Here is a 26,135-nt window from a genome sequence, read left to right as displayed (position 1 = left end):
CCGACGGCATCCGGAACCGCGGGCTCTCCACCGGCTCGTCCCCGCCCTGTCCGACCCCTTCGCTACGGTCGACACATGTCCAACGAGAGTCGCGGTCCGGCAGTGGTCGAAGGGGTCCTGGAGCGGATCACCTACGCCAACGAGGAGACGGGCTACACCGTCGCCCGGGTCGACACCGGACGCGGGGCCGGTGACCTGCTCACGGTCGTCGGCGCGCTGCTCGGCGCCCAGCCGGGGGAGTCGCTGCGGATGGAGGGCCGCTGGGGGTCCCATCCGCAGTACGGGAAGCAGTTCACCGTCGAGAACTACACGACCGTCCTGCCCGCCACCATCCAGGGCATCCGCCGCTACCTCGGCTCCGGCCTGATCAAGGGCATCGGCCCCGTCTTCGCCGACCGCATCACCCAGCACTTCGGGCTCGACACCCTCGACATCCTCGAAGAGGCCCCGGGGCGGCTCATCGAGGTCCCGGGGCTCGGGCCCAAGCGGACCAGGAACATCACCGCCGCCTGGGAGGAGCAGAAGGCGATCAAGGAGGTGATGGTCTTCCTCCAGGAGGTCGGCGTCTCCACCTCCATCGCGGTGCGGATCTACAAGCAGTACGGGGACGCCTCCATCTCCGTCGTGAAGAACCAGCCGTACCGGCTCGCCGCCGACGTGTGGGGCATCGGCTTCCTCACCGCCGACCGGATCGCGCAGGCCGTCGGCATCCCGCACGACAGCCCCGACCGGGTGAAGGCCGGCCTCCAGTACGCCCTGTCGCAGTCCAGCGACCAGGGGCACTGCTTCCTGCCCGAGGAGCGGCTGATCGCGGACTCGGTGAAGCTGCTCCAGGTCGACACCGGGCTCGTCATCGAGTGCCTGGGCGAGCTGGCCGAGGACCCCGAGGGGGTCGTCCGGGAGACCGTGCCGGGGCCCGAGGGGACGCCCGTCACCGCCGTGTACCTCATCCCGTTCCACCGGGCCGAGCTGTCCCTCGCCGGGCAGCTCCGGCGGCTCCTGCGGGCCGAGGAGGACCGGATGCCGGCCTTCCGGGACGTGCCCTGGGACAAGGCCCTGGCCTGGCTCGCCACCCGCACCGGCGCCTCCCTCGCGCCCGAGCAGGAGGAGGCCGTGCGGCTCGCCCTCACCCGCAAGGTCGCGGTCCTCACCGGCGGCCCCGGCTGCGGCAAGTCCTTCACCGTCCGCTCCATCGTGGAGCTGGCCCGCGCCAAGAAGGCCAAGGTGGTGCTCGCCGCCCCCACCGGCCGGGCCGCCAAACGGCTCGCGGAGCTGACCGGCGCCGAGGCCTCCACCGTCCACCGGCTCCTGGAGCTCAAGCCCGGCGGGGACGCCGCCTACGACCGGGACCGGCCGCTCGACGCGGACCTGGTCGTCGTCGACGAGGCCTCCATGCTGGACCTGCTCCTGGCGAACAAGCTGGTGAAGGCGGTGGCCCCGGGCGCCCACCTGCTGCTCGTGGGGGACGTGGACCAGCTCCCCTCGGTCGGCGCGGGCGAGGTCCTCGGCGACCTGCTCGCCCCGGGCAGCCCCGTGCCGGCGGTCCGGCTGACCCGGATCTTCCGGCAGGCCCAGCAGTCCGGCGTCGTCACCAACGCGCACCGGATCAACGCCGGCACGCCCCCGCGCACCGACGGCCTCCCGGACTTCTTCCTCTTCGCCGAGGAGGAGACCGAGGACGCGGCCCGGGTCGCCGTGGAGGTCGCGGCCCGTCGCATTCCGGCCAGGTTCGGCCTCGACCCGCGCCGGGACGTGCAGGTCCTGGCCCCGATGCACCGGGGCCCGGCGGGCGCGGGCGCGCTCAACGGACTGCTCCAGCAGGCCATCACCCCGGCCCGCCCCGACCTCCCGGAGAAGCGGTTCGGCGGCCGGGTCTTCCGCGTCGGCGACAAGGTCACCCAGATCCGCAACAACTACGACAAGGGGGCCAACGGCGTCTTCAACGGCACCGTCGGCGTCGTCACCGCCCTGGACCCCGTCGAGCAGCGCCTCACCGTGCGCACGGACGAGGACGAGGAGGTGCCGTACGACTTCGACGAGCTGGACGAACTCGCCCACGCGTACGCGGTCACCATCCACCGCTCGCAGGGCAGCGAGTACCCGGCGGTGGTCATCCCGGTGACCATGAGCGCCTGGATGATGCTCCAGCGCAACCTGCTCTACACGGCCGTGACCCGGGCCCGGAAGCTGGTCGTCCTGGTCGGCTCCCGCCGCGCCATCGCCCAGGCGGTCCGCACGGTCTCGGCGGGCCGCCGCTTTACCGCACTCGCCCACCGGCTCACAGGGCCCGCCCTCGTGTGAAAGATCACGGAGGGGTACCGGAACCGGGGCGAAGGGGGCAGGATATGAAGGTTGGCGGCACTGAGTGCCGCCAATTGGCCCAATGGTCGACCCCGAGTGCACTCTCCTGAGCCAAATGGGGGATGGTAGAGACAGTCAGGGCACCTCGAAGAAGAGGCACTACGTCGGTGAGGGATGACGTGAGCGACAACTCTGTAGTACTGCGGTACGCGGACGGTGAATACACCTACCCGGTGGTCGAGAGCACCGTCGGTGACAAGGGCTTCGACATCGGGAAACTCCGAGCCCAGACCGGTCTGGTCACCCTGGACAGCGGATACGGCAACACCGCCGCCTACAAATCCGCGATCACCTACCTCGACGGTGAGCAGGGCATTCTGCGGTACCGCGGCTACCCCATCGAGCAGCTGGCCGAGCGCTCCACCTTCCTTGAGGTGGCGTACCTGCTGATCAACGGCGAGCTGCCCAAGGTCGACGAGCTCGCGACCTTCAAGAACGAGATCACGCAGCACACGCTGGTCCACGAGGACGTCAAGAACTTCTTCCGCGGCTTCCCGCGGGACGCCCACCCGATGGCGATGCTGTCCTCGGTGGTCTCCGCGCTGTCCACCTTCTACCAGGACAGCCACAACCCGTTCGACGAGGAGCAGCGGCACCTCTCCACGATCCGGCTGCTCGCCAAGCTGCCGACGATCGCGGCGTACGCGTACAAGAAGTCGATCGGCCACCCGTTCGTCTACCCGCGCAACGACCTCGGGTACGTCGAGAACTTCCTGCGCATGACCTTCTCGGTCCCGGCGCAGGAGTACGAGCTCGACCCGGTCGTCGTCTCGGCGCTGGACAAGCTGCTCATCCTGCACGCGGACCACGAGCAGAACTGTTCGACCTCCACCGTGCGGCTGGTCGGCTCCTCGCAGGCGAACATGTTCGCCTCGATCTCCGCCGGCATCTCCGCCCTCTGGGGCCCGCTGCACGGCGGTGCCAACCAGTCGGTCCTGGAGATGCTGGAGGGCATCAAGGCCAACGGCGGCGACGTCGACTCCTTCATCCGCAAGGTGAAGAACAAGGAGGACGGCGTCCGCCTGATGGGCTTCGGCCACCGGGTGTACAAGTCCTTCGACCCGCGAGCCAAGATCATCAAGGCGGCGGCGCACGATGTCCTCTCCGCGCTCGGCAAGTCCGACGAGCTGCTGGACATCGCGCTCAAGCTGGAGGAGCACGCGCTCTCCGACGACTACTTCGTCTCGCGCAACCTCTACCCGAACGTGGACTTCTACACGGGTCTGATCTACCGCGCCATGGGCTTCCCGACCGAGATGTTCACCGTGCTCTTCGCGCTCGGCCGCCTTCCCGGCTGGATCGCCCAGTGGCACGAGATGATCAAGGAGCCGGGTTCCCGCATCGGCCGCCCGCGCCAGATCTACACGGGCGAGGTCCTGCGCGACTTCGTCCCGGTCGAGGCCCGCTAGCCCTCCGCGGCGGCGCACCGGACACCGGAAAAGCGAGAAGCGCCCCGCTCCCCGATCCCCCCACGGGTCGGCGAGCGGGGCGCTTCCCATATCCCCGGTGCGGATTCCCCCCACGGGATCCGGGCCGGGCGTCTGCCGGCGACAGCCGGTGGCCGTGCGGATCGGGCGCGACGCGGTCTGCCGGGGTCCGTACGGGAGGGCCGCTCAAAGCTCCCCGGTGCACGTCCCCCGGCCAACGCTTGCCTGGGACGTCCCCCAAGACATCCCATGAACGTCCCCCAAGACGTTCTCGGCATCGCCCACTTAGACTCACGAACAGCCCAGATGGTTACCCCACAATATCTGTGATCTAGGTCTCGATGTGAAGGTCCTGTGCATCACGTGTAGGTGAACTCACGTGAACCGCCGGAGTCGCAGGCTGTTGGATACGACGAACACGGACGAAAGGGCCATCGCGAGCCCCGCGATCATCGGATTGAGCAGTCCGGCCGCCGCGAGCGGCAGCGCGGCCACGTTGTAGCCGAAGGCCCAGCCGAGGTTCCCCCTGATCGTGGCCAGGGTCCGCCGGGAGAGCCGGACGGCGTCCGCCGCGACCCGCAGGTCGCCCCGGACCAGGGTCAGGTCGCTCGCCTCGATGGCCGCGTCCGTGCCCGTGCCCATCGCCAGGCCCAGGTCGGCGGTGGCGAGCGCGGCGGCGTCGTTCACCCCGTCCCCGACCATGGCGACCGTCCGTCCCTCCTCCTGGAGCCGCCGGATCACCTCCGCCTTCCCCTCGGGCAGCACCTCGGCGATCACCTCGTCGACGCCCACCTCGTCCGCCACGGCCTCCGCCACCGCCCGGTGGTCCCCGGTGAGCAGCACCGGGCGCAGCCCCAGGGCGCGCAGCCGGGCGACCGCCTCGGCGCTGGTGTCCTTGACGGTGTCGGCGACGGTCAGGGTGCCCCGGGCCACCCCGTCCCAGGCCACGTGGACGGCGCCGGGCTCGGAGGCCGCGGGGACCTCGATCCCCTCCGCCGCGAGCAGGGCGGCGCGCCCGACGACGACGAGCCGCCCCTCGACCGAGCCGCGCACCCCGAGCCCGGGGACGTTCTCGAAGGTCTTCGGTACGGGCAGCGGGCCGCACCGCCCGGCGGCGGCCTCCGCGACCGCGCGGGCCACCGGGTGCTCGGAGGAGTGCTCCAGGGCGCCCGCGAGCCGCAGCAGCTCGTCCTCGTCGGCGCCCTCGGTGCCGTACGTCCCCCCGTACACCCGGACTCCGGCGAGGCGCATCCGGCCGGTGGTGACCGTGCCGGTCTTGTCGAGGACGACCGTGTCGATCCGGCGGGTGGACTCCAGGACCTCCGGGCCCTTGATCAGGATGCCGAGCTGGGCGCCCCGGCCGGTGCCGACCAGGAGCGCGGTCGGGGTCGCGAGGCCGAGGGCGCAGGGGCAGGCGATGATCAGGACGGCGACGGCGGCCGTGAAGGCGGCCGTCGGGTCGTCCGTGACGAGGAGCCGGACGACGAGGGTGCCGAGCGCGATCAGCAGGACGACCGGTACGAAGACGGCCGAGACCCGGTCGGCGAGCCGCTGCACGGCGGCCTTGCCGCTCTGGGCCTCCTCGACCAGCTTCGCCATCCGGGCGAGCCGCGTGTCGGCGCCGACCCGGACGGCCTCCACGACCAGCCGGCCCGAGACGTTGACGCAGCCGCCGGTCACGGCCGAGCCGGGGAGGACGTCGAGGGGCAGCGACTCGCCGGTGAGCAGGGAGGCGTCGACCGCCGACGCGCCCTCGGTCACCGTGCCGTCGGTGGCGATCCTCTCCCCGGGGCGTACGGCGAAGAGGTCGCCGGCCCGCAGTCCGGAGACCGGGATCCGCGTCTCCGTACCACCCCTGAGGACGGCCACGTCCTTGGCGCCGAGTTCCATCAGGGCCCGCAGCGCGGCGCCCGCCTTCCGCTTGGCGCGGGCCTCCAGCAGGCGGCCGAGCAGGATGAAGGTGACGACCCCGGCCGCGACCTCCAGATAGATCGCGGAGGAGCCGTCCGAGCGGTCCGCGGTGAGGTCGAAGCCGTGCCTCATGCCGGTCGTGCCCGCGTCGCCGAGGAAGAGGGCCCACAGGGACCAGCCGAAGGCGGCGAGGGTGCCGATCGAGACCAGGGTGTCCATGGTGGCGGCGCCGTGCCGGAGGTTGGTCCAGGCGGCCCGGTGGAAGGGCAGCCCGCCCCAGACGACGACGGGGGAGGCGAGGGTGAGCGAGAGCCACTGCCAGTGGTCGAACTGGAGGGAGGGGACCATCGCGAGCAGGACGACGGGCGCGGAGAGGACGGCGGAGACGGTCAGCCGCTGCCGGAGGGCGGCCGTCTCGGGGTCTTCCGGAGCTTCCGCTTCCCGTACGGGGTCGGGACCGGGATCCGGGTCGGGCTCGGGTTCCGGCGGCGGGGGCTCCTCGGCGGTGTAGCCGGTCTTGACGACGGTGGCGATCAGCGCGTCGACCGGGAGCTCCGGAGGGTGTTCGACCCGTGCCTTCTCGGTGGCGTAGTTGACCGTCGCGCTCACCCCGTCCATCCGGTTGAGCTTCCTCTCGACGCGGGCGGCGCAGGAGGCGCAGGTCATGCCACCGATCGTCAGCTCGGTGATCGTGGACGTCATCAGCGGTTCCAAACGGGAGCGGGGCCGTACCCGGTAACGGTACGACCCCGCGGGGTGCCGGCGGGCCGGCGGTCAGGCCAGCTCGTAACCGGCCTCGTCGACGGCGGCGCGCACGGCCTCGCGGTCGAGCGGGCTCGCGGAGACGACGGTGACCTCGCCGGTCTTGGCGACGGCCGTGACGGAGGTGACGCCGGGGAGCCCGGAGATCTCGCCGGAGACGGCGCCCTCGCAGTGCCCGCAGGTCATGCCCTTGACCTGGTAGACGGTGGTGAGTTCGGTCTGCGCCTCTGCGGTCATGGCGTTCTCCTCGTAGGGTTCGGAGCCGTACGGGACCGAGCTTATACCCCTAGGGGGTATGAATTCCACTCGCGCCGGGCCGTGTCGCACCGGGTCGTGTCGCGGCGGCAGGCTCCTCGACCAGGGGGGAGAGGTAGCGCAGGAGGAGCGTCTTCAGCTCGGCGACCGTGGCGTCCCGCTCGGGGCCCTCGGGCGCGGCGAGGACGAGGTCCAGGCCCCCCTTGAAGGCGGCGAAGGTCATCCCGGCGATCCGGCTCCGGTCGGCGGCGGAGAGCGCGGGCGCGTAATGGCCGATCACGTCCTCCACCCGGGTGAGCAGGGTGGCGTGCAGTTCGTCGTGCTCCTCGGCGATCCGGCCGGGGACGTCGGAGCCGTGCATCAGGGCGAGGAAGGCGGGGTTGGCGCAGTTGAACTGGATCAGCGGGTCCACGACCGCGTCCAGCAGCTCGGGCAGCGGCAGGCCGAGGTTCTCCGCGGTGAACGCCTGGCCGTGGGCCTCCCGCATGTCGTGCAGGAGGCGCTCGCCCAGCTCGATCGCGATGGCCTCCTTGTTCGGGAAGTACTGGTAGAGCGTGCCGGGCGAGACGTGTGCCTCGCGGGCGATCGCGTTGGTGCTGGTCGCCGTGTAGCCGTTCGCGCAGAAGACGTTCGCGGCGGCCTGGAGCAACTGCGCGATGCGGCGCTCGCCCCGCGCCTGACGGCGGCGCGGCTTCGGTTCTTCGGACATGGCCGTCCCAGCTCTCCTCGACCCGTTTGACAAACACGAGAGGTCGCTCGCATTCTTGGGAAACGCGAGTGATCGCTCGTGTTTGCCAGTCTATGGCAATGGGTGACCCGCGCGTCCTGCCGGGAAGCGTGTGCGCACGGGTCAGGTGAAGGGGACACCTCGTCATGGCCGAAGTCAAGAAAACAGCCCCAGACGCCACCGGCGGCGGGGGAGAAGCCGCAGGTGGGACCGGGGGTGGCAGGGCGTCCGGTGGCGGATCCCCGGCCGGGGGCGGCGGGACGTCGGGTCCCGGAGACCGGGGCGGGAGCGGCAAGGCGTCCGGTTCCGGATCCCCGGGTGGGAGCGGCGGGGCGGACCGTTCCGGGCCCCCGGGCGGGGGATGGACGCGGTTCGTGACCGCGCGGCCCCGGGCCACGTTGTTCGTGGCCCTCGTGCTCACCGCGCTCGCCGTGCTCGCCGGGGGCGGGGTCGCGGACCGGATGGGGAGCGGCGGGTGGGAGGACCCGGCCGCCGAGTCCACGTACGCGGCCGAGGAGCTGGAGCGGCACTTCCCCGGCTCCCGGCCGAACCTGCTGCTCCTCGTCGACTCCGGCACGGCCGGGACCGACGCCCCGGCCGTCGCCGCCGAGGCCCGCCGGCTCGCCGGGCGGCTCGACGCCGAGCCGGGCGTCGAGGGCGTCGGCTCCTACTGGTCCACCGGCTCGCCCGCCCTCCGCTCCGAGGACGGCCGCAAGGCCGTGATCGCCGCCCGGATCACCGGCGAGGAGAAGGAGGCCGCGGCCGTCCTCGACCGGATCGCCCCCGCCTACCGCGGCGCCCACGGCCCCGTGGAGGTCTCCCTCGGCGGCGAGCTCGCCGTCCGCCACGAGATGCAGACGCTCATCGAGGAGGACCTGCTGCGGGCCGAGCTCATCGCCCTGCCCCTCACCCTCGTCCTGCTCGTCATGGTCTTCGGCAGCGCCGTCGCCGCCCTGCTGCCCCTCGGCGTCGGCATCGTCGCCATCCTCGGCACCAACGCCATCCTGCGCGGCCTCACCGAGTTCACCGACGTCTCCGTCTTCGCGCAGAACCTGACCACCGCGCTCGGCCTCGGACTCGCCATCGACTACGCCCTGTTCGTCGTCCGCCGCTACCGCGAGGAGCTCGCCGCCGGCGCCGACACCCGCACCGCCGTCCGCACCACCCTGCGCACGGCCGGGCGGACCGTGCTCTTCTCCGCCCTGACCGTCGCCGTCTCGCTCGCCGCGATGCTGGTCTTCCCGCAGTACTTCCTGCGCTCCTTCGCGTACGCCGGGATCGCGGTCGTCCTCCTCGCCGCCACCGCCGCGCTCACCCTGCTCCCGGCCGCCCTCGTGCTGCTCGGCCACCGGGTCAACGCACTCGACCTGCGGCGCCTGTTCCGGCGCGGCCGCGAGCCCGGCAAGGACGCGTCCGGCGCGGGCTGGGCGCGCGCCGCCGGTCTGGTGATGCGCAGGGCGCCCGTCTTCGCCGTCCTCACCACCGCCGGCCTCGTCCTCCTCGGACTGCCCTTCCTGGGCGTGCAGTTCGGCACGGCCGACGACCGCCAGCTCCCCGTCACCGCCTCCTCCCGGATCGTCCAGGACGAGCTGCGGGACGGCTTCCCCGGCAGCCCCGGCGGCGGGATCACCGTCCTCGCCGAGGGACCGGCCACCCCCGCCCAGTACGAGGCCTACCGCGAGCGGATCGAGGCCCTCGACGGCGTCGGCCGGGCCGACGGGCCGGTCACCACGGGCGGCGGCGACTCCGCCCGCGCCTACTTCACCGTCGTGCCCGACGGCGAGTCCGTCGGCGCCGGAGCCCAGCGGGCCGTCGGCGAACTGCGCTCCGCCGAGGCGCCGTTCGACGTCTCCGTCACCGGCCCGGCCGCCGTCCTGGTCGACTCCAAGGACGCCATCGGCGAGCGGCTGCCCTGGGCGGCGGGGATCGTCGCCCTCGTCACCCTGCTCCTGGTCTTCCTGCTCACCGGAAGCGTCCTCATCCCGCTCCAGGCCGTCGTCCTCAACGCCCTGAGCCTCACGGCCATGTTCGGCGCCGTCGTCTGGGTCTTCCAGGACGGGCACCTCTCCGGGTTCCTCGGCTTCACCCCCACCGGCGACATCGAGACCACCCTGCCCGTGCTCATGTTCTGCGTGGCCTTCGGACTCTCCATGGACTACGGGGTGTTCCTGCTCTCCCGGATCAAGGAGGAGTACGACGCCACCGGCGACCACGAGCACTCCGTCCGCTTCGGCCTGAGCCGCACCGGCGGCCTGATCACCGCCGCCGCCGTCATCCTCGCCGTCGTCATGGTCGCCATCGGCACCTCCCGCGTCACCAACACCAAGATGCTCGGCCTCGGGGTCGCCCTCGCCGTCCTCATGGACGCGATGGTGGTCCGCAGCCTCCTCGTCCCCTCCGTGATGAAGCTGACCGGCCGCCTCACCTGGTGGGCCCCGGGGCCGCTGCGCCGCTTCCACGACCGCTTCGGCGTCAGCGAGTCGGACACGTACAACCCTCCCCCCGTCCCGGATGTCGAAGAGGTGTCCCGGAAGTGGCGAGAAACCACTTCGCTGCGCAGCTGAGAAGAACTCCTGGGGGATTCGTGGCACCCATGCGTACGGTTCTGGTTCTGGCGACGGCCCTCGTCGCAGGTGTCGTCCCCGTGTCGCTCGGGGCGGGCGCGGCCTTCGCCGCCCCGGCCCCGGTGGCCCCCGCCCCCGCCGTCGCGACGGGGACGGTCGTCCAGGAGGGCGGCCGGCTGACGGTCCCGGCGGGCGAGGAGGGCCCGGTGACGCTGCGACTCAAGGCCACCCTGCCGGACGGTGTCACGGGTCCGGTGCGGGCCCGCCTCGCCCTTCCCGTCAAGCAGTTCCCGCCGGCCGGACCCAACCCGCACCGGCTGGCCGCGGCCCTGGTCTCCACCTGCGCGGTCGACGGCGGGGCGTTCGCGCCCTGCGTCTGGGACGCGCCGTGGCTCGACGGCGAGGACTACCCGTATCCGGTGCGGATCGACCTGCCGGTCACGGAGGCCGCGACCACCCTCGGCTACGCGCTCACCATCGACACCTCCCTGGACCAGGCCTGGGTCGGCTCCCTCGACGCCCCCGTGGAACTGACCGACTCCACCGGCACCGTGGTGGCCCGGGGCACGGCCGGGCTCGACTTCGTCGCCGGCACACCGGCGCCGAAGTTCCTCGGGACCGTGCACGCCCGCGACAAGGCCGGCGTCCTCTGGCGGTACGAGGGGACCGGCCGCGCCGACAAGCCGCTCAAGCCGCGCAAGAGGATCGGCGGCGGGTGGAACGTCTACACCTCGGTCGTCCCGCTCTTCAACCCCCGGGCGGACGGCACCGGCGACCTCGTGGCCCGGGACAGGTCCGGCGTCCTCTGGCTCTACAAGGGCACCGGCGACCCGAACGCCCCCTTCGCGCCGCGCACCAAGGTCGGCGCCGGGTGGAACGCCTACACCGCCATGGCCGGCCGCTCCAACGGCTCCCTGGTCGCCCGGGACGAGGACGGTGTCCTGTGGAACTACGAACGGACCGTCAACCGTTCGTCCCCCTTCTATCCCCGGAGCAGGGTCGGCGCGGGCTGGAACGTCTACGACACGCTGGTGGGTTACGGCAGGGGGCCGGTGGCCCGGGACTCCCACGGCGTCCTCTGGAAGTACGACGAGACCGCAGGCACCGATCCCGAGGGCTACCCCTTCCGGGGACGCATGAGGGTGGGCGGCGGTTGGAACATCTACACGGCCGTCGTGGGCACCGTCGACCTCGGCCCGCGCGACTACTACGGCGACGCCGTCGCCCGGGACCGGAGCGGCGCACTCTGGTTCTACCAGGGCGTCTACCGGGGCGGGACCACGGTGCCGGGCCCGACCCGCACCCTGGTCGGCGGCGGCTGGAACAGCTACGACCTGCTCTTCTGACCCCTTCCCGGCGACCCGCGAACCCCGCGCGGCGACCCGTACGCCCCGTACGGCGGGACGCCGGCCCCGGAAGGAGTCCGGGGCCGGCGTCCCCGCCCGTCGGGCGGCCGCGGGGATCAGTCGCGGCGGCTCCGGTTGCCGGGGCGGCTCGCGACCCAGGCGCGGATCGTGTCCGCGTACCAGAACGGCTTGCCCGACTCGACGTGGTCGGGCGGCGGAAGCAGCCCGTGCTTCCGGTAGGAGCGGACGGTGTCCGGCTGCACCCGGATGTGCGCCGCGATGTCCTTGTACGACCAGAGCCTCTTGTCCGTCATGCCTGGTACCTCCCTGCGCACCGCGCAGCGGCGGCGGGGGTGCCGTTCGGGGGCGCTGCGGGTGGGCGTTGGCGATCACTGAGCCTGTGCCCCCTGCAACGACCTCCTCAGACAGGAGGGGAACGGCTGTCACGCGCCTGTGACGGGAAACCCGCGTAACGGAGAAAAGCGTGACGAAGGAGGGACGTGCGTGACGGAAGTGACGCATCGGGCCACCGGTGTGTCCGCGTGCGCGGCCCCGGGCCGGGACGGTAGGGGTGCGGGTCACACCCCGCAGGAGCGGAGGAAGCGCCGGGTCCGCAGCGCGACCGGGTACGGGACGTCCGGGTCGCACGGGTACATGTCCTGCTCGACGATCGCGAAGAGGTCCACGTCCAGGGCGCGGGCGGCGGCGAGCACCGGCTCCAGGGCGGGCACCCCGGACGGCGGCTCGCACATCACGCCCCGCGCCACCGCCGGACCGAACGGCGTGCCCTCGGCGACCACCTCCGCCAGGACCGCCGGGTCGACCTGCTTCAGGTGCAGATAGCCGATCCGCTCCCCGTACCGCTCGATCAGCCGGACGCTGTCCCCGCCGGCGTACGCGTAGTGCCCGGTGTCCAGACAGAGCGCGACGGCCTCCGGGTCGGTGGCGTCGAGGAAGCGCGTCACGCTCTCCTCGCCGTCCAGGTGCGTGTCCGCGTGCGGATGGACGACGATCCGCAGCCCGTACCGCTCGCGCACCTCCCGGCCCAGCCGCTCCGTGAGCCGGGTCAGGTCCCGCCACTGCCCGGCGGTGAGGACGGGCTCCTCCAGGACCTCGCCCGTCCGGTCGTCCCGCCAGAACGACGGGATGACGACCAGGTGGCCCGCCCCCATCGCCTGCGCCAGGGCCGCGTTCTCGGCGACGTGCGCCCAGGTCCGGTCCCAGACGTCCGGTCCGTGGTGCAGGCCGGTGAAGACCGTCGCCGCCGAGACCCGCAGCCCGCGCCGGGCGGTCTCCTCCGCGAGGACCGCCGGATCGGTGGGCAGATAGCCGTACGGGCCGAGCTCGATCCACTCGTACCCCGCGCCCGCCACCTCGTCGAGGAAGCGCTGCCAGGGCACCTGCCGGGGGTCGTCGGCGAACCACACCCCCCACGAGTCGGGAGCGGATCCGACCCGGATCCGGGACGGCGACGACGGTGACGGCGGCGCGGACGGCCGGGACGAGGCGTTCGGCGACGGCTGCGGGGACGGCTTCGTCATGACAGCCACCCTGACCGGGGCCGGGATCACCGTCAAGCGCGCCGGTGATCCGCATGTCCGGACATGTCGTTGACACCCCCCGGGTAGGGAGTTAGACCTGAGGACGGGGCCGAGGGCGGGGCCGAGGACGAAAGGTGGCGCGTGCAGACGGAGGAGACGGAGCCGTACGACCTGATCGCCATGGGGCGCCTCGGCGTGGACCTCTACCCGCTCCAGACCGGCGTCGGGCTCGACCGGGTCGAGAGCTTCGGCAAGTTCCTCGGCGGCTCCCCGGCCAACGTGGCCGTCGCCGCCGCCCGGCTCGGCCGCCGCACCGCGCTCGTCTCCCGCACCGGCGCCGACCCCTTCGGCACCTTCCTGCACCGGGAGCTCATGGACTTCGGCGTGGACGACCGCTGGGTGACGGAGGTCGCCGCGCACCCCACCCCCGTCACCTTCTGCGAGGTCTTCCCGCCCGACGACTTCCCGCTCTACTTCTACCGGCTGCCCAAGGCCCCCGACCTGGAGATCCACCCGCACGAGCTGGACCTCGACGCGATCCGCGCCGCCCGGGTCTTCTGGGCCACCGGCACCGGCCTGTGCGCCGAGCCGAGCCGCACCGCGACCCTGGAGGCGCTGCGGGCCCGGTCGGGCGGCGGGGGGACCACCGTGTTCGACCTGGACTGGCGGCCGATGTTCTGGACGGACCCGGCCGAGGCCCGCCCGTACTACGCCGAGGCCCTGCGCCACGCCACCGTCGCCGTCGGCAACCTCGACGAGTGCGAGGTCGCGACGGGGGAGCGGGACCCGGAGGCCGCCGCCCGCGCCCTGCTCGCCTCCGACGGCGGCGCCGTCCGGCTCGCCGTCGTCAAACAGGGCCCGAAGGGCGTCCTCGCGCTCGCCGCCGACGGGACCCGCGCCGAGGTGCCGCCGCTGCCGGTGGAGGTGGTCAACGGGCTGGGCGCGGGCGACGCGTTCGGCGGGGCGCTGGTCGACGGCCTCCTCGCGGGCCGGGACCTCGAAGGGACCCTGCGCCGCGCCAACGCCGCCGGGGCGATCGTCGCGGGCCGGCTCGCCTGCTCCTCGGCCATGCCGGACCCGGCGGAGATCGCGGAGGCCCTGGCCGGGGGCACGGGAACGATCCGTACGGGGACGACCAGTACGGGGACGACCAGTACGGGGACGGCCAGTACGGGAACGACCAGTACGGGGACGACCAGTACGGGAACGGTCCGTACGGGAACGCTTCCGGAAAGGGGGTAGGGATGACCGTCATGAGCCCGAGCCCCGACCGCCCCGCCTCCCCCCACCGCCCCGCGTCCCTCCACCTCCCCGCCGGGGCCGCCGCCCGCGGCCCGTACGCCGTCGACATCGACCCCGGGCGGGCCGGATGGACGTACTCCGCGCTCCGCGTCCTCACCCTCGGGCCGGGGGAGACCCACTCCTTCGGGAGCGGGGATTCCGAATGGACCGTGCTTCCCCTCGCCGGTGCCTGTAGCGTGCGCGTCGACGGCGAGATCTTCGAACTCCGGGGCCGCGCGAGCGTGTTCGACGGGGTGACCGACTTCGCCTACGTACCGCGCGACGCCCACGCCCAGATCGCCTCCGGCGCGGGGGGCCGCTTCGCTTTGGCAGGAGCGAAGTGCGAGCGACGACTCCCCGCCCGCTACGGCCCCGCGCCGGAGGTTCCCGTCGAGACCCGGGGCAGCGGCGACCGCGCCCGCGAGGTGCGGAACTTCGCCTCCGCCGACGCCTTCCCCTGCGACCGGCTCATCGCCGTCGAGGTCGTCACGCCCGGCGGCCACTGGTCCTCCTATCCGCCGCACAAGCACGACGAGCACCGCCCCGGCGCCGAATCCGTCCTGGAGGAGATCTACTACTACGAGGTCCGGGGCCCGCACGGCCTCGCCTACCAGCGGATCTCGCCCTCCCGGCCCGGCGGCGCCGACCTGCTCGCCGAGGTCCGCGACGGCGACGCGGTCCTCGTCCCCGACGGCTGGCACGGCCCCTCGATCGCCCAGCCGGGTCACGACCTCTACTACCTCAACGCCATGGCGGGTCCCGGACCCGGACGGGAGTGGAGGATCAGCTTCCACCCGGAGCACACGGAGGGGTACGCGTGAGCGCCCGGCCGGCCCCGAAGCGCCGCACGGGAAGGCACGCATGAGCACCGTCCGGCTCACCACCGCCCAGGCCCTCGTCCGCTTCCTCGCCGCCCAGTACGCCGAGCGCGACGGCGAGCGCCACCGCCTGATCGCCGCCACCTGGGGGATCTTCGGCCACGGGAACGTCGCCGGGATCGGCCAGGCGCTCGTGGAGGGCGCCGCACGGCCCGGAGGCCCCGCCGCCATGCCCTTCCACCAGGGCCGCAACGAGCAGGCCATGGTGCACGCCGCCGTCGGCTACGCCCGCCAGTCCCGCCGCCTCTCCGCGCACGCCGTCACCACCTCCATCGGCCCCGGCGCCACCAACCTCGTCACCGGCGCCGCCCTCGCCACCATCAACCGCCTCCCCGTCCTGCTCCTCCCCGGCGACACCTTCGCCACCCGCCCCGCCGACCCCGTCCTCCAGCAGCTCCAACTCCCCTCCGCGGGCGACGTCTCCGTCAACGACTGCCTGCGGCCCGTCTCGGTGTACTTCGACCGGGTCACCCGCCCCGAGGCCCTGGTCCCGGCCGCCCTGGAAGCCGTACGGACCCTCGCCGACCCGGCCGCGACCGGCGCCGTGACCCTCGCCCTGCCCCAGGACGTGCAGGCGGAGGCGTACGACTGGCCGGAGGAGTTCTTCGCGGAGCGGACCTGGCGGGTCCGCCGCCCCCGCCCCGACGCGGCCGAACTCGACGCGGCCGTACGGGCCGTGCGGGCCGCCGAGCGCCCCCTGGTCGTCGCGGGCGGCGGGGTGAAGCACAGCGCCGCCGAGGACGCCCTGCGGGCCTTCGCCGAGCGGGCCGGGCTGCCCGTCGCCACCACCCAGGCGGGCAAGGGCGTCCTGCCGTACGACCACCCCTGCGACGTGGGCGGCGTCGGCCACACCGGTACGGAGACCGCCGCCGCCCTGGCCCGTACCGCCGACCTGGTCATCGGCGTCGGCACCCGCCACACCGACTTCACCACCGCCTCCGGCACCCTCTTCCCCGAGGGCGCCCGCTTCCTCAACCTCAACGTCACCGGCTTCGACGCCCACAAGCAGGCGGCGCTGCCGCTCGTCGCCGACGCCCGCGAGGGCCTGACCGCCCTCACCGGGGCCCTGGACGGCCACCGGTCGCGGGACCCGGAGGAGTGGGCCGCCGCCAAGCGGGACTGGCAGCGCCGGGTCGACACCGCGTACAGCGCCCCCGGCGACGGGGACGCCCGCCCCACCCAGACCCAGGTCCTCGGCGCACTCGACACCCTGGTCGACGGGAGCGACATCCTGATCAACGCCGCCGGATCGCTCCCGGGCGACCTCCACAAGCTGTGGCGGCCCCGCTCCGCCGACCAGTACCACGTCGAGTACGGCTACTCCTGCATGGGCTACGAGATCCCCGCCGCGATCGGCGTCCTCCTCGCCGCCCCCGGCCGGCCCGTCTGGGCGCTCGTCGGGGACGGGACGTACCTGATGAATCCCACCGAGATCGTCACCGCCGTGCAGGAGCGCCTGCCGCTGCGGCTGATCGTCCTCCAGAACCACGGGTACGCCTCGATCGGCGGCCTCTCGGAGGCGGTCGGGGCCGAGCGGTACGGCACCGACTACCGGTACCGGGACGCGGACGGCGGCTTCACCGGGCCGCCGCTCCCCGTGGACCTCGGGGCCAACGCCGCCTCGCTCGGGATGCGGGTGCTGCGCCCCCGCACCGTGCGTGACCTGCGGGAAGCCCTCGGGGAGGCGCGGGCCGCGACGGTTCCCACATGTGTCTACGTCGAGACCGAAACGCCCGACACAGTGTCGGGCCCGCCTCCGGCCGCGGCGTGGTGGGATGTGCCCGTGGCCGAGACCTCGACCCGCCCGTCGGCGGTCAAGGCCCGGGAGGAGTACGACCGGCACGTCACCGCCCGACGCCGCCATCTCTGAAGGAGCATTTCGTCATGACGAACACCGTCAAGACCGTCGACCACTGGATCGGTGGCAAGACCGTCGAGGGCACGTCGGGCAACTGGGGGCCGGTCACCGACCCGGCCACCGGCGCCGTGACCACCCGGGTCGCGCTCGCCTCCGTCGAGGAGGTCGACGCGGCGGTGGCCGCCGCCAAGGCCGCCTTCGCCACCTGGGGCACCTCCTCGCTGGCCCAGCGGACCACGATCCTCTTCAAGTTCCGCGCGCTGCTCGACGCCAACCGCGACGCCATCGCCGAGCTGATCGTCGCCGAGCACGGCAAGGTGCACTCGGACGCGCTCGGCGAGGTCGCCCGCGGCCTGGAGATCGTCGACCTGGCCTGCGGCATCACCACCCAGCTCAAGGGCGAGCTCTCCACCCAGGTCTCGAACCGGGTGGACGTGGCCTCGATCCGCCAGCCGGTGGGCGTCGTCGCGGGCATCACGCCCTTCAACTTCCCGGCCATGGTGCCGATGTGGATGTTCCCGATCGCCATCGCGACCGGCAACACCTTCGTCCTCAAGCCGAGCGAGAAGGACCCCTCCCCGTCCCTGAAGATCGCCGAGCTGCTCGCCGAGGCCGGTCTGCCGGACGGCGTCTTCAACGTCCTGCACGGCGACAAGGTGGCCGTGGACCGGCTCCTGGAGCACCCGGACGTGGCGGCGGTCTCCTTCGTCGGCTCCACCCCGATCGCCCGCCACATCCACACCACCGCCTCCGCCAACGGCAAGCGCGTCCAGGCGCTCGGCGGCGCCAAGAACCACATGCTGGTCCTCCCGGACGCCGACCTCGACGCGGCGGCCGACGCGGCCGTCTCGGCGGCGTACGGCTCCGCCGGCGAGCGCTGCATGGCGATCTCGGCGGTCGTGGCGGTCGGTTCGATCGCGGACGAGCTCGTGGACAAGATCCGCGAGCGCGCCGAGAAGATCAAGATCGGCCCCGGCACCGACCCCGCCTCCGAGATGGGCCCGCTCATCACGGCCGCCCACCGCGACAAGGTCGCCTCCTACGTGCACGGCGCGGCGGACGAGGGCTGCGAGGTCGTCCTCGACGGCACCGGCTACACCGTCGAGGGCCACGAGGACGGCCACTGGATCGGCCTCTCCCTCCTCGACCGCGTCCCCACCACGGCCAAGGCCTACCGGGACGAGATCTTCGGCCCGGTCCTGTGCGTGCTGCGCACCGAGACGTATGAGGAGGGCCTCGCCCTCATCAACGCCTCGCCGTTCGGCAACGGCACCGCGATCTTCACCCGCGACGGCGGCGCGGCCCGCCGCTTCCAGCTGGAGGTCGAGGCCGGCATGGTCGGCGTCAACGTCCCGATCCCGGTCCCGGTGGGCTACCACTCCTTCGGCGGCTGGAAGGACTCCCTCTTCGGCGACCACCACATCTACGGCAACGACGGCGTGCACTTCTACACCCGCGGCAAGGTCGTCACCACCCGCTGGCCCGACCCCTCCGACGCCCCGGCCGGCGTCGACCTGGGCTTCCCGCGCAACCACTGACGGCGGGCGGACGCCCGGGTCCCGGAGTGCGGCAGTCGCGCTCCGGGACCCGGGCGTCCTCATTCCGGGACGGTCCAGCCCAGCATCGCGAACACCCCCTCGTCCGCCGCCCCCGCCGCGCGATAGGTCGCCAGGGCGGGACCGTTGTCCGTGTCCACGCCCACCCAGGCGCCGTGGCAGCCGCGGGCCCGGGCCGCCGTGAGCAGGGCCTCCGTCAGGGCGCGGCCCGTTCCGCGCCGTCGGTGGGACTCGTCCACGGAGAGTTCGTAGAGGCACATCTCCGTGCCCTTGTCCGGGTGGGTCATCTCGACGCCGGACACGAAGCCGGCCGGGAAGCCGTCCTCCGTGTAGGCGATCAGCATCAGGTGCCCCGGCGCCGCCAGGAAGCGGGCCGCCCACTCCTCCCTCGCCGGGCCGTCGTAGAGGTGCTCCGCCGCGACCAGTTCGGCCACCGTCGTCGCCCGCCGGATCTCGACCACGTGTCCTCCTCGCGCCCTCGTACCGCGCCTGCGGTATGCGGACCGTACTCCGTACGACCCCAGGAGGTGCGGCACCTCCGTCTTCGGGGCGCCGCGGTCCACAGGGGCGCCGCTTAGGCTCGGGACCATGCGACTCCGACTTCCCCGGTGGGCCGCGGTCACCGCCGCGCTCACCGTCCTCGCGGGTGCCGGCACCTGGACCGCCGTCGCCTCGGACGATCCACCGCCCGTGCACCGCGCGGACCGGACGCTCGACGTCGACGGCGTACGGCTCGACACCTCGTACTTCACCGGCGACGACGACGGGCGCAGGCCCGCCGTCCTGCTCGGCCACGGCTTTGGCGGCTCCAAGGACGACGTCCGCGCCCAGGCCGAGGGACTGGCCCGCGAGGGCTACGCCGTCCTCACCTGGTCCGCCCGCGGCTTCGGCGCCTCCACCGGGGAGATCGGCCTCAACGACCCCGAGCACGAGGTCCGGGACGTCAGCCGGCTGATCGACTGGCTCGCCGCGCGGCCCGAGGTCCTCCTCGACGAGGCGGGCGACCCGCGCGTCGGCGTCAGCGGCGCCTCCTACGGCGGCGCGATCTCCCTGCTCGCCGCCGGGCACGACCCGCGCGTCGACGCGATCGCCCCCCGGATCACGTACTGGAACCTCGCCGACGCCCTCTTCCCGGACGGCGTCTTCAAGAAGCTCTGGGCGGGGATCTTCTTCTCGGCCGGGAACGGGGCGGGCGAAGGGATCCGGCCGGGCGCGGGGGACGGGCCCGGTACCGGAGACGCCCCGGGTGCGGGAGACGGGCCCGCCACGGGCGGCGCGTCGGCCGGCGGGGGAGCCACCGACACCGCCACCGACACCACCACCGCCCCCGGAAAGGCTCCTGCCGGCTCCGCCCCCGCCAAGCCCCCCGCCTGCGGCCGTTTCACCGCCGAGCTCTGCTCGCTCTACCAGCGCGTCGCCGTCGCCGGGAAGCCCGATGCCGCCGCCCGCGCGCTGCTCGAAGCCCGCAGCCCCTCCGCCGTCGGCGACCGGATCAAGGTGCCCGCGCTCCTCGTGCAGGGCCGGTCCGACTCGCTCTTCACCCTGGCCCAGTCCGACGCCATGGCCCGGACCCTCGCCGCCAACGGCGCCCCCGTCGCCGTCGACTGGACCTCCGGCGGCCACGACGGCGGCGACCAGGAGGCCGAGCGCGTCGAGCGGCGCGTCGGCGCCTGGTTCGACCGCTGGCTGAAGAAGGACGCCTCCGCCGACACCGGCCCCGCCTTCCGCGTCAGCCGTACCGGCGGCGTCGACTCCACCAACGGCCGGGCCACCACCCGCGCCGCGACCGCCGACCGCTACCCGGGCCTCGCCTCCGGCACCACGGACGTCCCCCTCGACGGCGCCCCGCGGACCTTCGCCAACCCGCCGGGCGGCGCCCCGCCCGCCGTCTCGGCCGTCCCCGGCCTCGGCGGCGGACTCTCCGGCCTCTCCTCCCTCGGCGTCGGCCTCTCCCTCGACTTCCCCGGCCAGCACGCCCGCTTCGACGCGAAGCCGCAGACCGGGGCGCTGCGGATCACCGGCGCGCCGACCGTCCGCGTCAAGGTCACCTCGACCGCCGCCGACGGCTCCGCCGTCCTCTTCGCCAAGGTGTACGACGTCGGCCCCGACGGCCGGCAGCAGGTGCTGCCCGCCCAGCTCGTCGCCCCCGTCCGCGTCGAGGACGCCCGGAACGGCAGGAGCGTCACCCTGACGCTGCCCGCGATCGACCACGAGGTGGAGGCCGGGCACCGGCTGCGGCTCGTCGTCGCCGCCACCGACCTCGGCTACGCCTCCCCGGCCGCCCCCGCCGCCTACACCGTCGCCGTCGAGGGCCCCCTCACCGTCCCCACCGCGCCCGGTCTCACCACCCGGGCCGCCGCCCTGCCCTGGTGGGTGTGGGGCCTGCCGCTGATCGGTCTCGCCGTCGCCGCCGTCCTGCTCCTGACGGCCCGCCGCAGGACCGCCGCGCCCGCCCCGGACCCGGAACTCGCCGCCGTACCGCTCCTGATCACCGGCCTGTCCAAGAAGTACAAGGGCGGCGAGCGGTACAGCGTCAAGGACCTCTCCTTCCGGGTCGAGCAGGGCCAGGTCCTCGGCCTCCTCGGCCCGAACGGCGCCGGCAAGACCACCACCCTGCGCATGTTGATGGGCCTCATCGCCCCCGACGAGGGCGAGATCCGGGTCTTCGGCCAGGCCATCCGGCCCGGCGCCCCCGTCCTCTCCCGCGTCGGCGCCTTCGTCGAGGGCGCCGGCTTCCTGCCGCACCTGTCGGGCCGGGAGAACCTCGACCTGTACTGGAAGGCCACCGGCCGCCCCGCCGGGGACGCCCACGTCGACGAGGCCCTGCGGATCGCCAACCTGGGCGGCGCCCTGGAGCGCGCCGTGCGCACCTACTCGCAGGGGATGCGCCAGCGCCTCGCCCTCGCCCAGGCCATGCTCGGCCTGCCGGACCTGCTGATCCTGGACGAGCCGACCAACGGACTCGACCCGCCGCAGATCCGCGAGATGCGGGAGGTGATGATCCGGTACGCGGCCGGGGGCCGCACCGTCATCGTCTCCAGCCACCTCCTGGCGGAGGTCGAGCAGTCCTGCACCCACCTCGTCGTCATGGACCGGGGACAGCTCGTGCAGGCCGGGCCGGTCGCGGAGATCACCGGCTCCGGCGACACCCTCCTCGTCACCCTCGCCGAACGGACCCCCGACGGCGCGCCCCTGCCCGTCCTCCCGGACGCCCTCGTCGAGAAGATCGGCGCCCTGCCGGGCGTCGGCTCGGCCGCCCGCACCGACGCCGGACTCCTGGTCCGGCTCGACGGCGCCGACGCGACCGCCCTCATCGGCGAACTCGTCCGCCTGGACGTGCCGCTGACCGGGGTCGGACCGCACCGGCGCCTGGAGGACGCGTTCCTGACCCTGATCGGAGGAGGAGCCGCATGAGCAGCACCACCCCCAGCACCCTGCCGCCCGAGAACCCCGCCGCGACGGTGGAGGCCGCCCCCGGCTACCGCCCCGGACGCACCCTGCCCCTGCGCGTCGAGGCCCTGCGCCAGTGGAAGCGCCGCCGCACCCTGGTGATGGGCGCCGTCCTGGCCGCCCTGCCGTTCGTCCTGATCGCGGCCTTCGCGATCGGCGGCACCGGGGACGGCGACCGCGACGGCCGCGTCACCCTCCTGGACACGGCGACGACCTCGGGCGCCAACTTCGCGGCCACCTGCCTCTTCGTCTCGGCCGGCTTCCTCCTCGTCATCCCCGTGGCGCTGTTCTGCGGGGACACCGTCGCCTCCGAGGCCGGCTGGTCCTCGCTGCGCTATCTGCTCGCCGCGCCCGTGCCCCGCTCCCGGCTCCTCGCCTCCAAGCTGGTGGTCGCGCTCGCCTACAGCGCGGCCGCGATGGTCCTCCTCCCCCTGGTGGCCCTGGTGGCGGGCACGGTCGCCTACGGCTGGGGCCCGCTCCAGCTGCCGACCGGCGGCTCCGTGCCGGCCGGGGACGCCCTGGTCAGGATCGCGATCGCCGTCGCCTTCGTCTTTGCCTCCCAACTGGTCACCGCCGGACTCGCCTTCTGGCTGTCCACCCGCACCGACGCCCCGCTCGGCGCGGTGGGCGGCGCCGTCGGCCTGACCATCGTCGGCAACGTCCTGGACGCCGTCACCGCGCTCGGCGACTGGCGCGACTTCCTGCCCGCGCACTGGCAGTTCGCCTGGATCGACGCGCTCCAGCCCCAGCTGGAGTGGGGCGGCATGGTGAAGGGCACGGCGATCTCCCTGACGTACGCCCTGGTCCTCTTCGCCCTCGCCTTCCGAGGCTTCGCCCGCAAGGACATCGTGTCCTGACCGGGTGAACGGCCCTCACAACCACCCCCTCCGAGCCGCTTCCGCGCCCGCGCGGAAGCGGCTCGTCGTGCCGAGGGCCGCCATCAGCTCGCCGACCCGCCGGCTGTAGGTCCGGGCGGACATGCCGAGCCGGGCCGCCGCCGTCTCGTCCGTCAGCCCCGCGAGGAGCGCGTCGAGCACCGGGCGCAGCTGGGGCGGCAGGTCGTCCGGCGGGGGAGAGGGGGACGGCACCGTGTACGCCACCGGGTCCTCGGCCATCGCCCAGCAGACGTGGTGGGCCCGGCCGAGGGCCTGCACCACCACCGGATCGCGGATCAGCAGCAGCCCGTTGTAGAACAGCTCCAGGTCGAGCGGGACCGCCGCCACCGTCCGGTCCACGAGGATCATCTTGAACGGGATCGACTCCACCAGCCGGGCCCGGCCCGGAGTCCCGAGCCCGCCCCCGATGTGGGGCAGCGCGTGCCGGGGGACGATCCGCCGCACCTCGTCGGCCCGTTCCGTCGCGGCCCTCATGCACGCCCCCGCCAGCTCCAGGAACGGCTCGGGGATCGCGTAGCCCGTGGACGCGGCCGGGTCGTCGAAGGTCAGCAACTCGTGCCGGGTGGAGGCGGCCAGCCCGGCGAGCGCGGCACTGATGCGCCGCGCTCCCCGGACCGGACGCCCCGCGGGCCGCTGTCCCTCGGTCGCGGCCCGGTTCATCGCCGAACGGGCGAGCATCACGGAGCCCGCGCTCTCTGCCACCGCTGACCACCCCCGCCGATCGATGTCCACTCCATGTACGCATGTGACTGCACACGGTGACAACCTCTGTTGAGAAGGATGGCGAATCCATGCCACCGGGGTTCACCCGTGTCGCCGTTGCCGCATCGAGATCCATCCGCAACCCCTTCGACTGCTCTTTTCGGAGCCGTCGTTCGTCACATTCACAAGTGCCTTACGAAGAGGGGGACATGGAATGCAACGCAACGAGACGAGCGGGACCCGGACCCGCCGGGCCCGGGTTCCGGCCGTGATCGCGGGGTTGCTCGCCGCCGGAATCGTCCTCACGGGCTGCGGCGCGTCCGGCGACGGGACCACCGCCGACCGGAGCGCGAAGGACGGCGGCCGCGCCGCACCGGTCGTCCCCGACGGCGGCCGCGCCGGAACGGACGCCCCCGACGCGGGCCGCACCGGGACGGCCGCGCCCCGGGAGGGCGAGCAGCGGTCCCCGTCGCCCGCGCCCGACTACCTGTCCACCTTCGCCCTGGACGTCGACACCGCCTCGTACGGCTACGCCCGCCGCGCCCTCGCCGAGGGACGGCTGCCCGATCCGGCGACCGTGCGCCCCGAGGAGTTCGTCAACAGCTTCCGCCCGGACTACGAGCGCCCCGCCGACGACGGCTTCAGCGTCACCCTCGACGGCGCCCGCGCCGGACGGGACGGCTGGTCCCTGGTCAGGGTCGGGCTCGCCACCCGGGGCGCGGACCGGAGCGGCGAACGCCCGCCCGCCGCGCTCACCTTCGTCGTCGACGTCTCCGGCTCCATGGACGAGCCCGGCCGCCTCGACCTCGTCAAGGAGTCCCTCGGGCTGCTCGTCGGGCAGCTCCGCGACGACGACTCGATCGCCCTCGTCACCTTCAGCTCCGAGGCCGAGAGCCGGCTGCCCATGACCCGCGTCGGGGAGGCCAGGGACCGGATCCGCGAGGTGGTGGACTCCCTGGCGACCGGCGCGTCCACCAACGTCGAGGCCGGCGTCCGCACCGGCTACGACGCCGCCGTCGCCGGCCACCGCGAGGGCGCCACCAACCGGGTCGTGCTGCTCTCCGACGCCCTCGCCAACACCGGCTCCACCGAGGCGGAGACGATCCTCGCCCGCATCGACGAGGAGCGCAGGGAGTACGGGATCACCCTCTTCGGCGTCGGGGTCGGCAGCGAGTTCGGCGACGCGTTCATGGAGAAGCTCGCCGACAAGGGCGACGGCCAGACGACGTACGTCTCCACCCCGGCGCAGGCCCGCAAGGTCTTCGTCGACCAGCTGCCCGCCCACGTCGAGCTGCGCGCCCGCGACGCCAAGGCGCAGGTCGCCTTCGACCGGCGGACCGTCGAGAAGTTCCGGCTGATCGGCTACGAGAACCGGGAGGTCGCGGACGAGGACTTCCGGAACGACCGGGTGGACGGCGGCGAGATCGGGGCCGGTCACACGGTCACCGCGCTGTACGCGGTGCGGACCAGGCCCGGGGCGGCCGGGACCGTCGCCACCGCCACCGTCCGCTGGCTCGACCCCGCCACCCGCGCCCCGCGCGAGCGCTCCGGCACCGTCGCGACCGGCGCCCTGACCGCCGACATCTGGGGCTCCGGCCACGACAGCCTGCAACTGACCGCGATCGCCGCCTACTTCGCGGACATCCTGCGCGGCGGCACGCTGCCGGGGGCACCGGCGCTCGGGACGCTCGCGGGACACGCCGACGCCATCGCCGGGCGCTCCGGCTCGGCGGTGGTGCGGGAACTCGCCGACGCGGTCCGGAGCGCGGAGCGCCTGCGCGGCCCGGCGGAGGAGCCGTCGGAGCCGGGCCGGGCGGGGGAGGGGGAGCTGCGGCCGGGCGACCCGTACAGCTGACGGGCCCTCCGGCGACGGGCCCCCTCGCGTGACGCGCACGCCTGACCGAACCCGACGCGCGACGCCTGACGTACGGGGCGGGCAGCGGGACAGAATGGCCGCATGGCCACCCTGCTGCTCGCCCTCGCCGTCGTCTGCACCGGCCTCTACGCCGGTTTCATGCTGGTCTTCCTGACCGGGATCATGCCCGCGCTCGCCCGCCTGACGGACGCCGAGTTCGTCACGGCGATGCGCCGGATCAACGAGTACGTGCCGAGGGCCGTGTTCCTCACCGTCTTCCTCGGCGTGATCGCCTTCCCCGCCGCCGCGCTCCTCGTCCCCGTCGACGGGCGGACGGACGCGCGGAAGTGGCTCCTCCTCGCGGGGCTCGTGTGCGCGGTCCTCAACCACGCGGTCACCCTCGGCGGCAACATCCCCCTCAACAACGCCCTGGCGCGCGGCTCCGCCGGGGACCCGGCGGCGGTCCGGGCCGCCTTCGAGGACCGCTGGAACGGCTTCCACCGCGCCCGCACGGCCCTGATCACCGTCGCCTTCGGCCTGCTCACCGCCGCCGCGGTGCTCTAGGAATCCGCCCGCGCCCCCCGCCCGGAACCGTACCGCGCCGTCTGTTTGTGGCGCGAAGTCGAGGGTCCGGGCCGCTCCGCACTCCGCGAAGGACCCCCGAAAGCGTACCCCCGAGTCCGGAAACAGTCTTTCGCCACGGGTGCGTTATCAGCCAGTGACGAAAACTTGACGTCCCAATAGCACGACAAAGGGGGTGAATCA

The 26,135-nt window shown here is 73.5% G+C and carries 19 protein-coding genes; 12 read left to right on the top strand and 7 right to left on the bottom strand.

Features of this window, described 5'->3' with window-relative positions; translation table 11 throughout:
• Positions 1–75: 75 nt before the first annotated feature.
• Positions 76–2,301, top strand: coding sequence for an ATP-dependent RecD-like DNA helicase (locus tag ACIQD7_RS15750; protein WP_402442050.1), 2,226 nt, complete (start codon positions 76–78; stop codon positions 2,299–2,301).
• A gap of 179 nt (positions 2,302–2,480) precedes the next feature.
• Positions 2,481–3,770, top strand: coding sequence for a citrate synthase (locus ACIQD7_RS15745; protein WP_121828160.1), 1,290 nt, complete (start codon positions 2,481–2,483; stop codon positions 3,768–3,770).
• 393 nt (positions 3,771–4,163) lie between these two features.
• Here the strand turns inward: ACIQD7_RS15745 and ACIQD7_RS15740 are convergent, their stop codons facing one another.
• The 3 genes from ACIQD7_RS15740 to ACIQD7_RS15730 form a co-directional block, all read right to left on the bottom strand.
• Positions 4,164–6,401, bottom strand: coding sequence for a heavy metal translocating P-type ATPase (locus ACIQD7_RS15740; RefSeq protein ID WP_402442048.1), 2,238 nt, complete (start codon positions 6,399–6,401; stop codon positions 4,164–4,166).
• A gap of 72 nt (positions 6,402–6,473) precedes the next feature.
• Positions 6,474–6,698 carry a heavy-metal-associated domain-containing protein gene (locus ACIQD7_RS15735; protein ID WP_402442046.1) on the bottom strand — a complete coding sequence of 75 codons (225 nt, stop codon included), beginning with the start codon at positions 6,696–6,698 and terminating at the stop codon, positions 6,474–6,476.
• Positions 6,699–6,747: 49 nt separating this feature from the next.
• Positions 6,748–7,425, bottom strand: coding sequence for a TetR/AcrR family transcriptional regulator (locus ACIQD7_RS15730; protein ID WP_402442045.1), 678 nt, complete (start codon positions 7,423–7,425; stop codon positions 6,748–6,750).
• Positions 7,426–7,817: 392 nt separating this feature from the next.
• On the opposite strand from ACIQD7_RS15730, the gene ACIQD7_RS15725 reads away from it, so the two are divergent.
• Positions 7,818–10,007: an MMPL family transporter gene (locus ACIQD7_RS15725; protein WP_402442043.1), complete on the top strand. Its 2,190-nt coding sequence runs from the start codon at positions 7,818–7,820 to the stop codon at positions 10,005–10,007.
• A gap of 29 nt (positions 10,008–10,036) precedes the next feature.
• The gene (locus ACIQD7_RS15720; RefSeq protein ID WP_402442041.1) at positions 10,037–11,353 is read left to right on the top strand and encodes a tachylectin-related carbohydrate-binding protein; all 1,317 of its coding nucleotides are present in this window, start codon (positions 10,037–10,039) and stop codon (positions 11,351–11,353) included.
• Between the two features lie 116 nt (positions 11,354–11,469).
• Here ACIQD7_RS15720 and ACIQD7_RS15715 read toward each other — a convergent pair whose 3' ends face one another.
• Positions 11,470–11,667 carry an AlpA family transcriptional regulator gene (locus ACIQD7_RS15715; RefSeq protein ID WP_121828166.1) on the bottom strand — a complete coding sequence of 66 codons (198 nt, stop codon included), beginning with the start codon at positions 11,665–11,667 and terminating at the stop codon, positions 11,470–11,472.
• Positions 11,668–11,931: 264 nt separating this feature from the next.
• On the bottom strand, positions 11,932–12,894 hold the full coding sequence (locus ACIQD7_RS15710; RefSeq protein ID WP_402442039.1) for a sugar phosphate isomerase/epimerase family protein: 963 nt from the start codon (positions 12,892–12,894) through the stop codon (positions 11,932–11,934).
• A 180-nt stretch (positions 12,895–13,074) separates the two neighbouring features.
• Between ACIQD7_RS15710 and iolC the strand changes: the two genes are divergently transcribed.
• Genes iolC through mmsA form a run of 4 tightly spaced genes read left to right on the top strand, consistent with a single transcriptional unit; the run spans position 13,075 to position 18,449 of the window.
• Entirely contained in the window at positions 13,075–14,136 is a 1,062-nt protein-coding gene (gene iolC / locus ACIQD7_RS15705) for a 5-dehydro-2-deoxygluconokinase (protein WP_402442362.1), read from the top strand.
• A 2-nt stretch (positions 14,137–14,138) separates the two neighbouring features.
• On the top strand, positions 14,139–14,996 hold the full coding sequence (gene iolB, locus ACIQD7_RS15700) for a 5-deoxy-glucuronate isomerase (protein ID WP_402442037.1): 858 nt from the start codon (positions 14,139–14,141) through the stop codon (positions 14,994–14,996).
• Between the two features lie 40 nt (positions 14,997–15,036).
• Positions 15,037–16,923: a 3D-(3,5/4)-trihydroxycyclohexane-1,2-dione acylhydrolase (decyclizing) gene (iolD, locus tag ACIQD7_RS15695; RefSeq protein ID WP_402442035.1), complete on the top strand. Its 1,887-nt coding sequence runs from the start codon at positions 15,037–15,039 to the stop codon at positions 16,921–16,923.
• Between the two features lie 14 nt (positions 16,924–16,937).
• Entirely contained in the window at positions 16,938–18,449 is a 1,512-nt protein-coding gene (mmsA, locus tag ACIQD7_RS15690) for a CoA-acylating methylmalonate-semialdehyde dehydrogenase (protein WP_402442033.1), read from the top strand.
• A 59-nt stretch (positions 18,450–18,508) separates the two neighbouring features.
• On the opposite strand, the gene ACIQD7_RS15685 is transcribed toward mmsA, so the two are convergent.
• Positions 18,509–18,928, bottom strand: coding sequence for a GNAT family N-acetyltransferase (locus tag ACIQD7_RS15685; protein ID WP_240449815.1), 420 nt, complete (start codon positions 18,926–18,928; stop codon positions 18,509–18,511).
• Between the two features lie 127 nt (positions 18,929–19,055).
• On the opposite strand from ACIQD7_RS15685, the gene ACIQD7_RS15680 reads away from it, so the two are divergent.
• Both ACIQD7_RS15680 and ACIQD7_RS15675 read left to right on the top strand, forming a co-directional pair.
• Complete coding sequence (locus ACIQD7_RS15680; RefSeq protein ID WP_402442030.1) at positions 19,056–21,881, top strand: alpha/beta fold hydrolase; 2,826 nt, start codon at positions 19,056–19,058, stop codon at positions 21,879–21,881.
• Positions 21,878–22,774, top strand: a complete 897-nt coding sequence (locus ACIQD7_RS15675) for an ABC transporter permease (protein ID WP_402442029.1) — start codon at positions 21,878–21,880, stop codon at positions 22,772–22,774. Before ACIQD7_RS15680 ends, ACIQD7_RS15675 begins: the two co-directional genes overlap by 4 nt.
• A 15-nt stretch (positions 22,775–22,789) precedes the next feature.
• On the opposite strand, the gene ACIQD7_RS15670 is transcribed toward ACIQD7_RS15675, so the two are convergent.
• Positions 22,790–23,515 (bottom strand): DNA-binding response regulator, encoded by a 726-nt coding sequence (locus ACIQD7_RS15670; RefSeq protein WP_402442028.1) that lies wholly within the window; start codon positions 23,513–23,515, stop codon positions 22,790–22,792.
• A gap of 214 nt (positions 23,516–23,729) precedes the next feature.
• Here ACIQD7_RS15670 and ACIQD7_RS15665 point away from each other — a divergent pair, with 214 nt between their 5' ends.
• Together ACIQD7_RS15665 and ACIQD7_RS15660 are read left to right on the top strand one after the other, a co-directional pair.
• Positions 23,730–25,370 carry a von Willebrand factor type A domain-containing protein gene (locus tag ACIQD7_RS15665; RefSeq protein ID WP_402442026.1) on the top strand — a complete coding sequence of 547 codons (1,641 nt, stop codon included), beginning with the start codon at positions 23,730–23,732 and terminating at the stop codon, positions 25,368–25,370.
• Between the two features lie 102 nt (positions 25,371–25,472).
• Positions 25,473–25,934 carry a DUF1772 domain-containing protein gene (locus ACIQD7_RS15660; RefSeq protein WP_402442024.1) on the top strand — a complete coding sequence of 154 codons (462 nt, stop codon included), beginning with the start codon at positions 25,473–25,475 and terminating at the stop codon, positions 25,932–25,934.
• The last annotated feature ends 201 nt before the right edge of the window (positions 25,935–26,135 follow it).

The sequence above is a fragment of the Streptomyces sp. NPDC093071 genome, assembly GCF_044754545.1.
GTDB lineage: Bacteria > Actinomycetota > Actinomycetes > Streptomycetales > Streptomycetaceae > Streptomyces.
Note: the sequence above shows the minus strand (reverse complement) of the source record. Positions and strands in the feature narration are given on the sequence as shown.

Bases quoted from the DNA above. Each gene is read 5' to 3' on its own strand.
- ACIQD7_RS15660 (WP_402442024.1), top strand. From the start codon at position 25,473: ATGGCCACCCTGCTGCTCGCCCTCGCCGTCGTCTGCACCGGCCTCTAC.
- iolB (WP_402442037.1), top strand. From the start codon at position 14,139: ATGACCGTCATGAGCCCGAGCCCCGACCGCCCCGCCTCCCCCCACCGC.
- ACIQD7_RS15710 (WP_402442039.1), bottom strand. From the start codon at position 12,894: ATGACGAAGCCGTCCCCGCAGCCGTCGCCGAACGCCTCGTCCCGGCCG.
- ACIQD7_RS15675 (WP_402442029.1), top strand. From the start codon at position 21,878: ATGAGCAGCACCACCCCCAGCACCCTGCCGCCCGAGAACCCCGCCGCG.
- iolD (WP_402442035.1), top strand. From the start codon at position 15,037: ATGAGCACCGTCCGGCTCACCACCGCCCAGGCCCTCGTCCGCTTCCTC.
- ACIQD7_RS15750 (WP_402442050.1), top strand. From the start codon at position 76: ATGTCCAACGAGAGTCGCGGTCCGGCAGTGGTCGAAGGGGTCCTGGAG.
- ACIQD7_RS15665 (WP_402442026.1), top strand. From the start codon at position 23,730: ATGCAACGCAACGAGACGAGCGGGACCCGGACCCGCCGGGCCCGGGTT.
- ACIQD7_RS15715 (WP_121828166.1), bottom strand. From the start codon at position 11,667: ATGACGGACAAGAGGCTCTGGTCGTACAAGGACATCGCGGCGCACATC.
- iolC (WP_402442362.1), top strand. From the start codon at position 13,075: ATGGGGCGCCTCGGCGTGGACCTCTACCCGCTCCAGACCGGCGTCGGG.
- ACIQD7_RS15740 (WP_402442048.1), bottom strand. From the start codon at position 6,401: ATGACGTCCACGATCACCGAGCTGACGATCGGTGGCATGACCTGCGCC.
- mmsA (WP_402442033.1), top strand. From the start codon at position 16,938: ATGACGAACACCGTCAAGACCGTCGACCACTGGATCGGTGGCAAGACC.
- ACIQD7_RS15680 (WP_402442030.1), top strand. From the start codon at position 19,056: ATGCGACTCCGACTTCCCCGGTGGGCCGCGGTCACCGCCGCGCTCACC.
- ACIQD7_RS15720 (WP_402442041.1), top strand. From the start codon at position 10,037: ATGCGTACGGTTCTGGTTCTGGCGACGGCCCTCGTCGCAGGTGTCGTC.
- ACIQD7_RS15730 (WP_402442045.1), bottom strand. From the start codon at position 7,425: ATGTCCGAAGAACCGAAGCCGCGCCGCCGTCAGGCGCGGGGCGAGCGC.
- ACIQD7_RS15735 (WP_402442046.1), bottom strand. From the start codon at position 6,698: ATGACCGCAGAGGCGCAGACCGAACTCACCACCGTCTACCAGGTCAAG.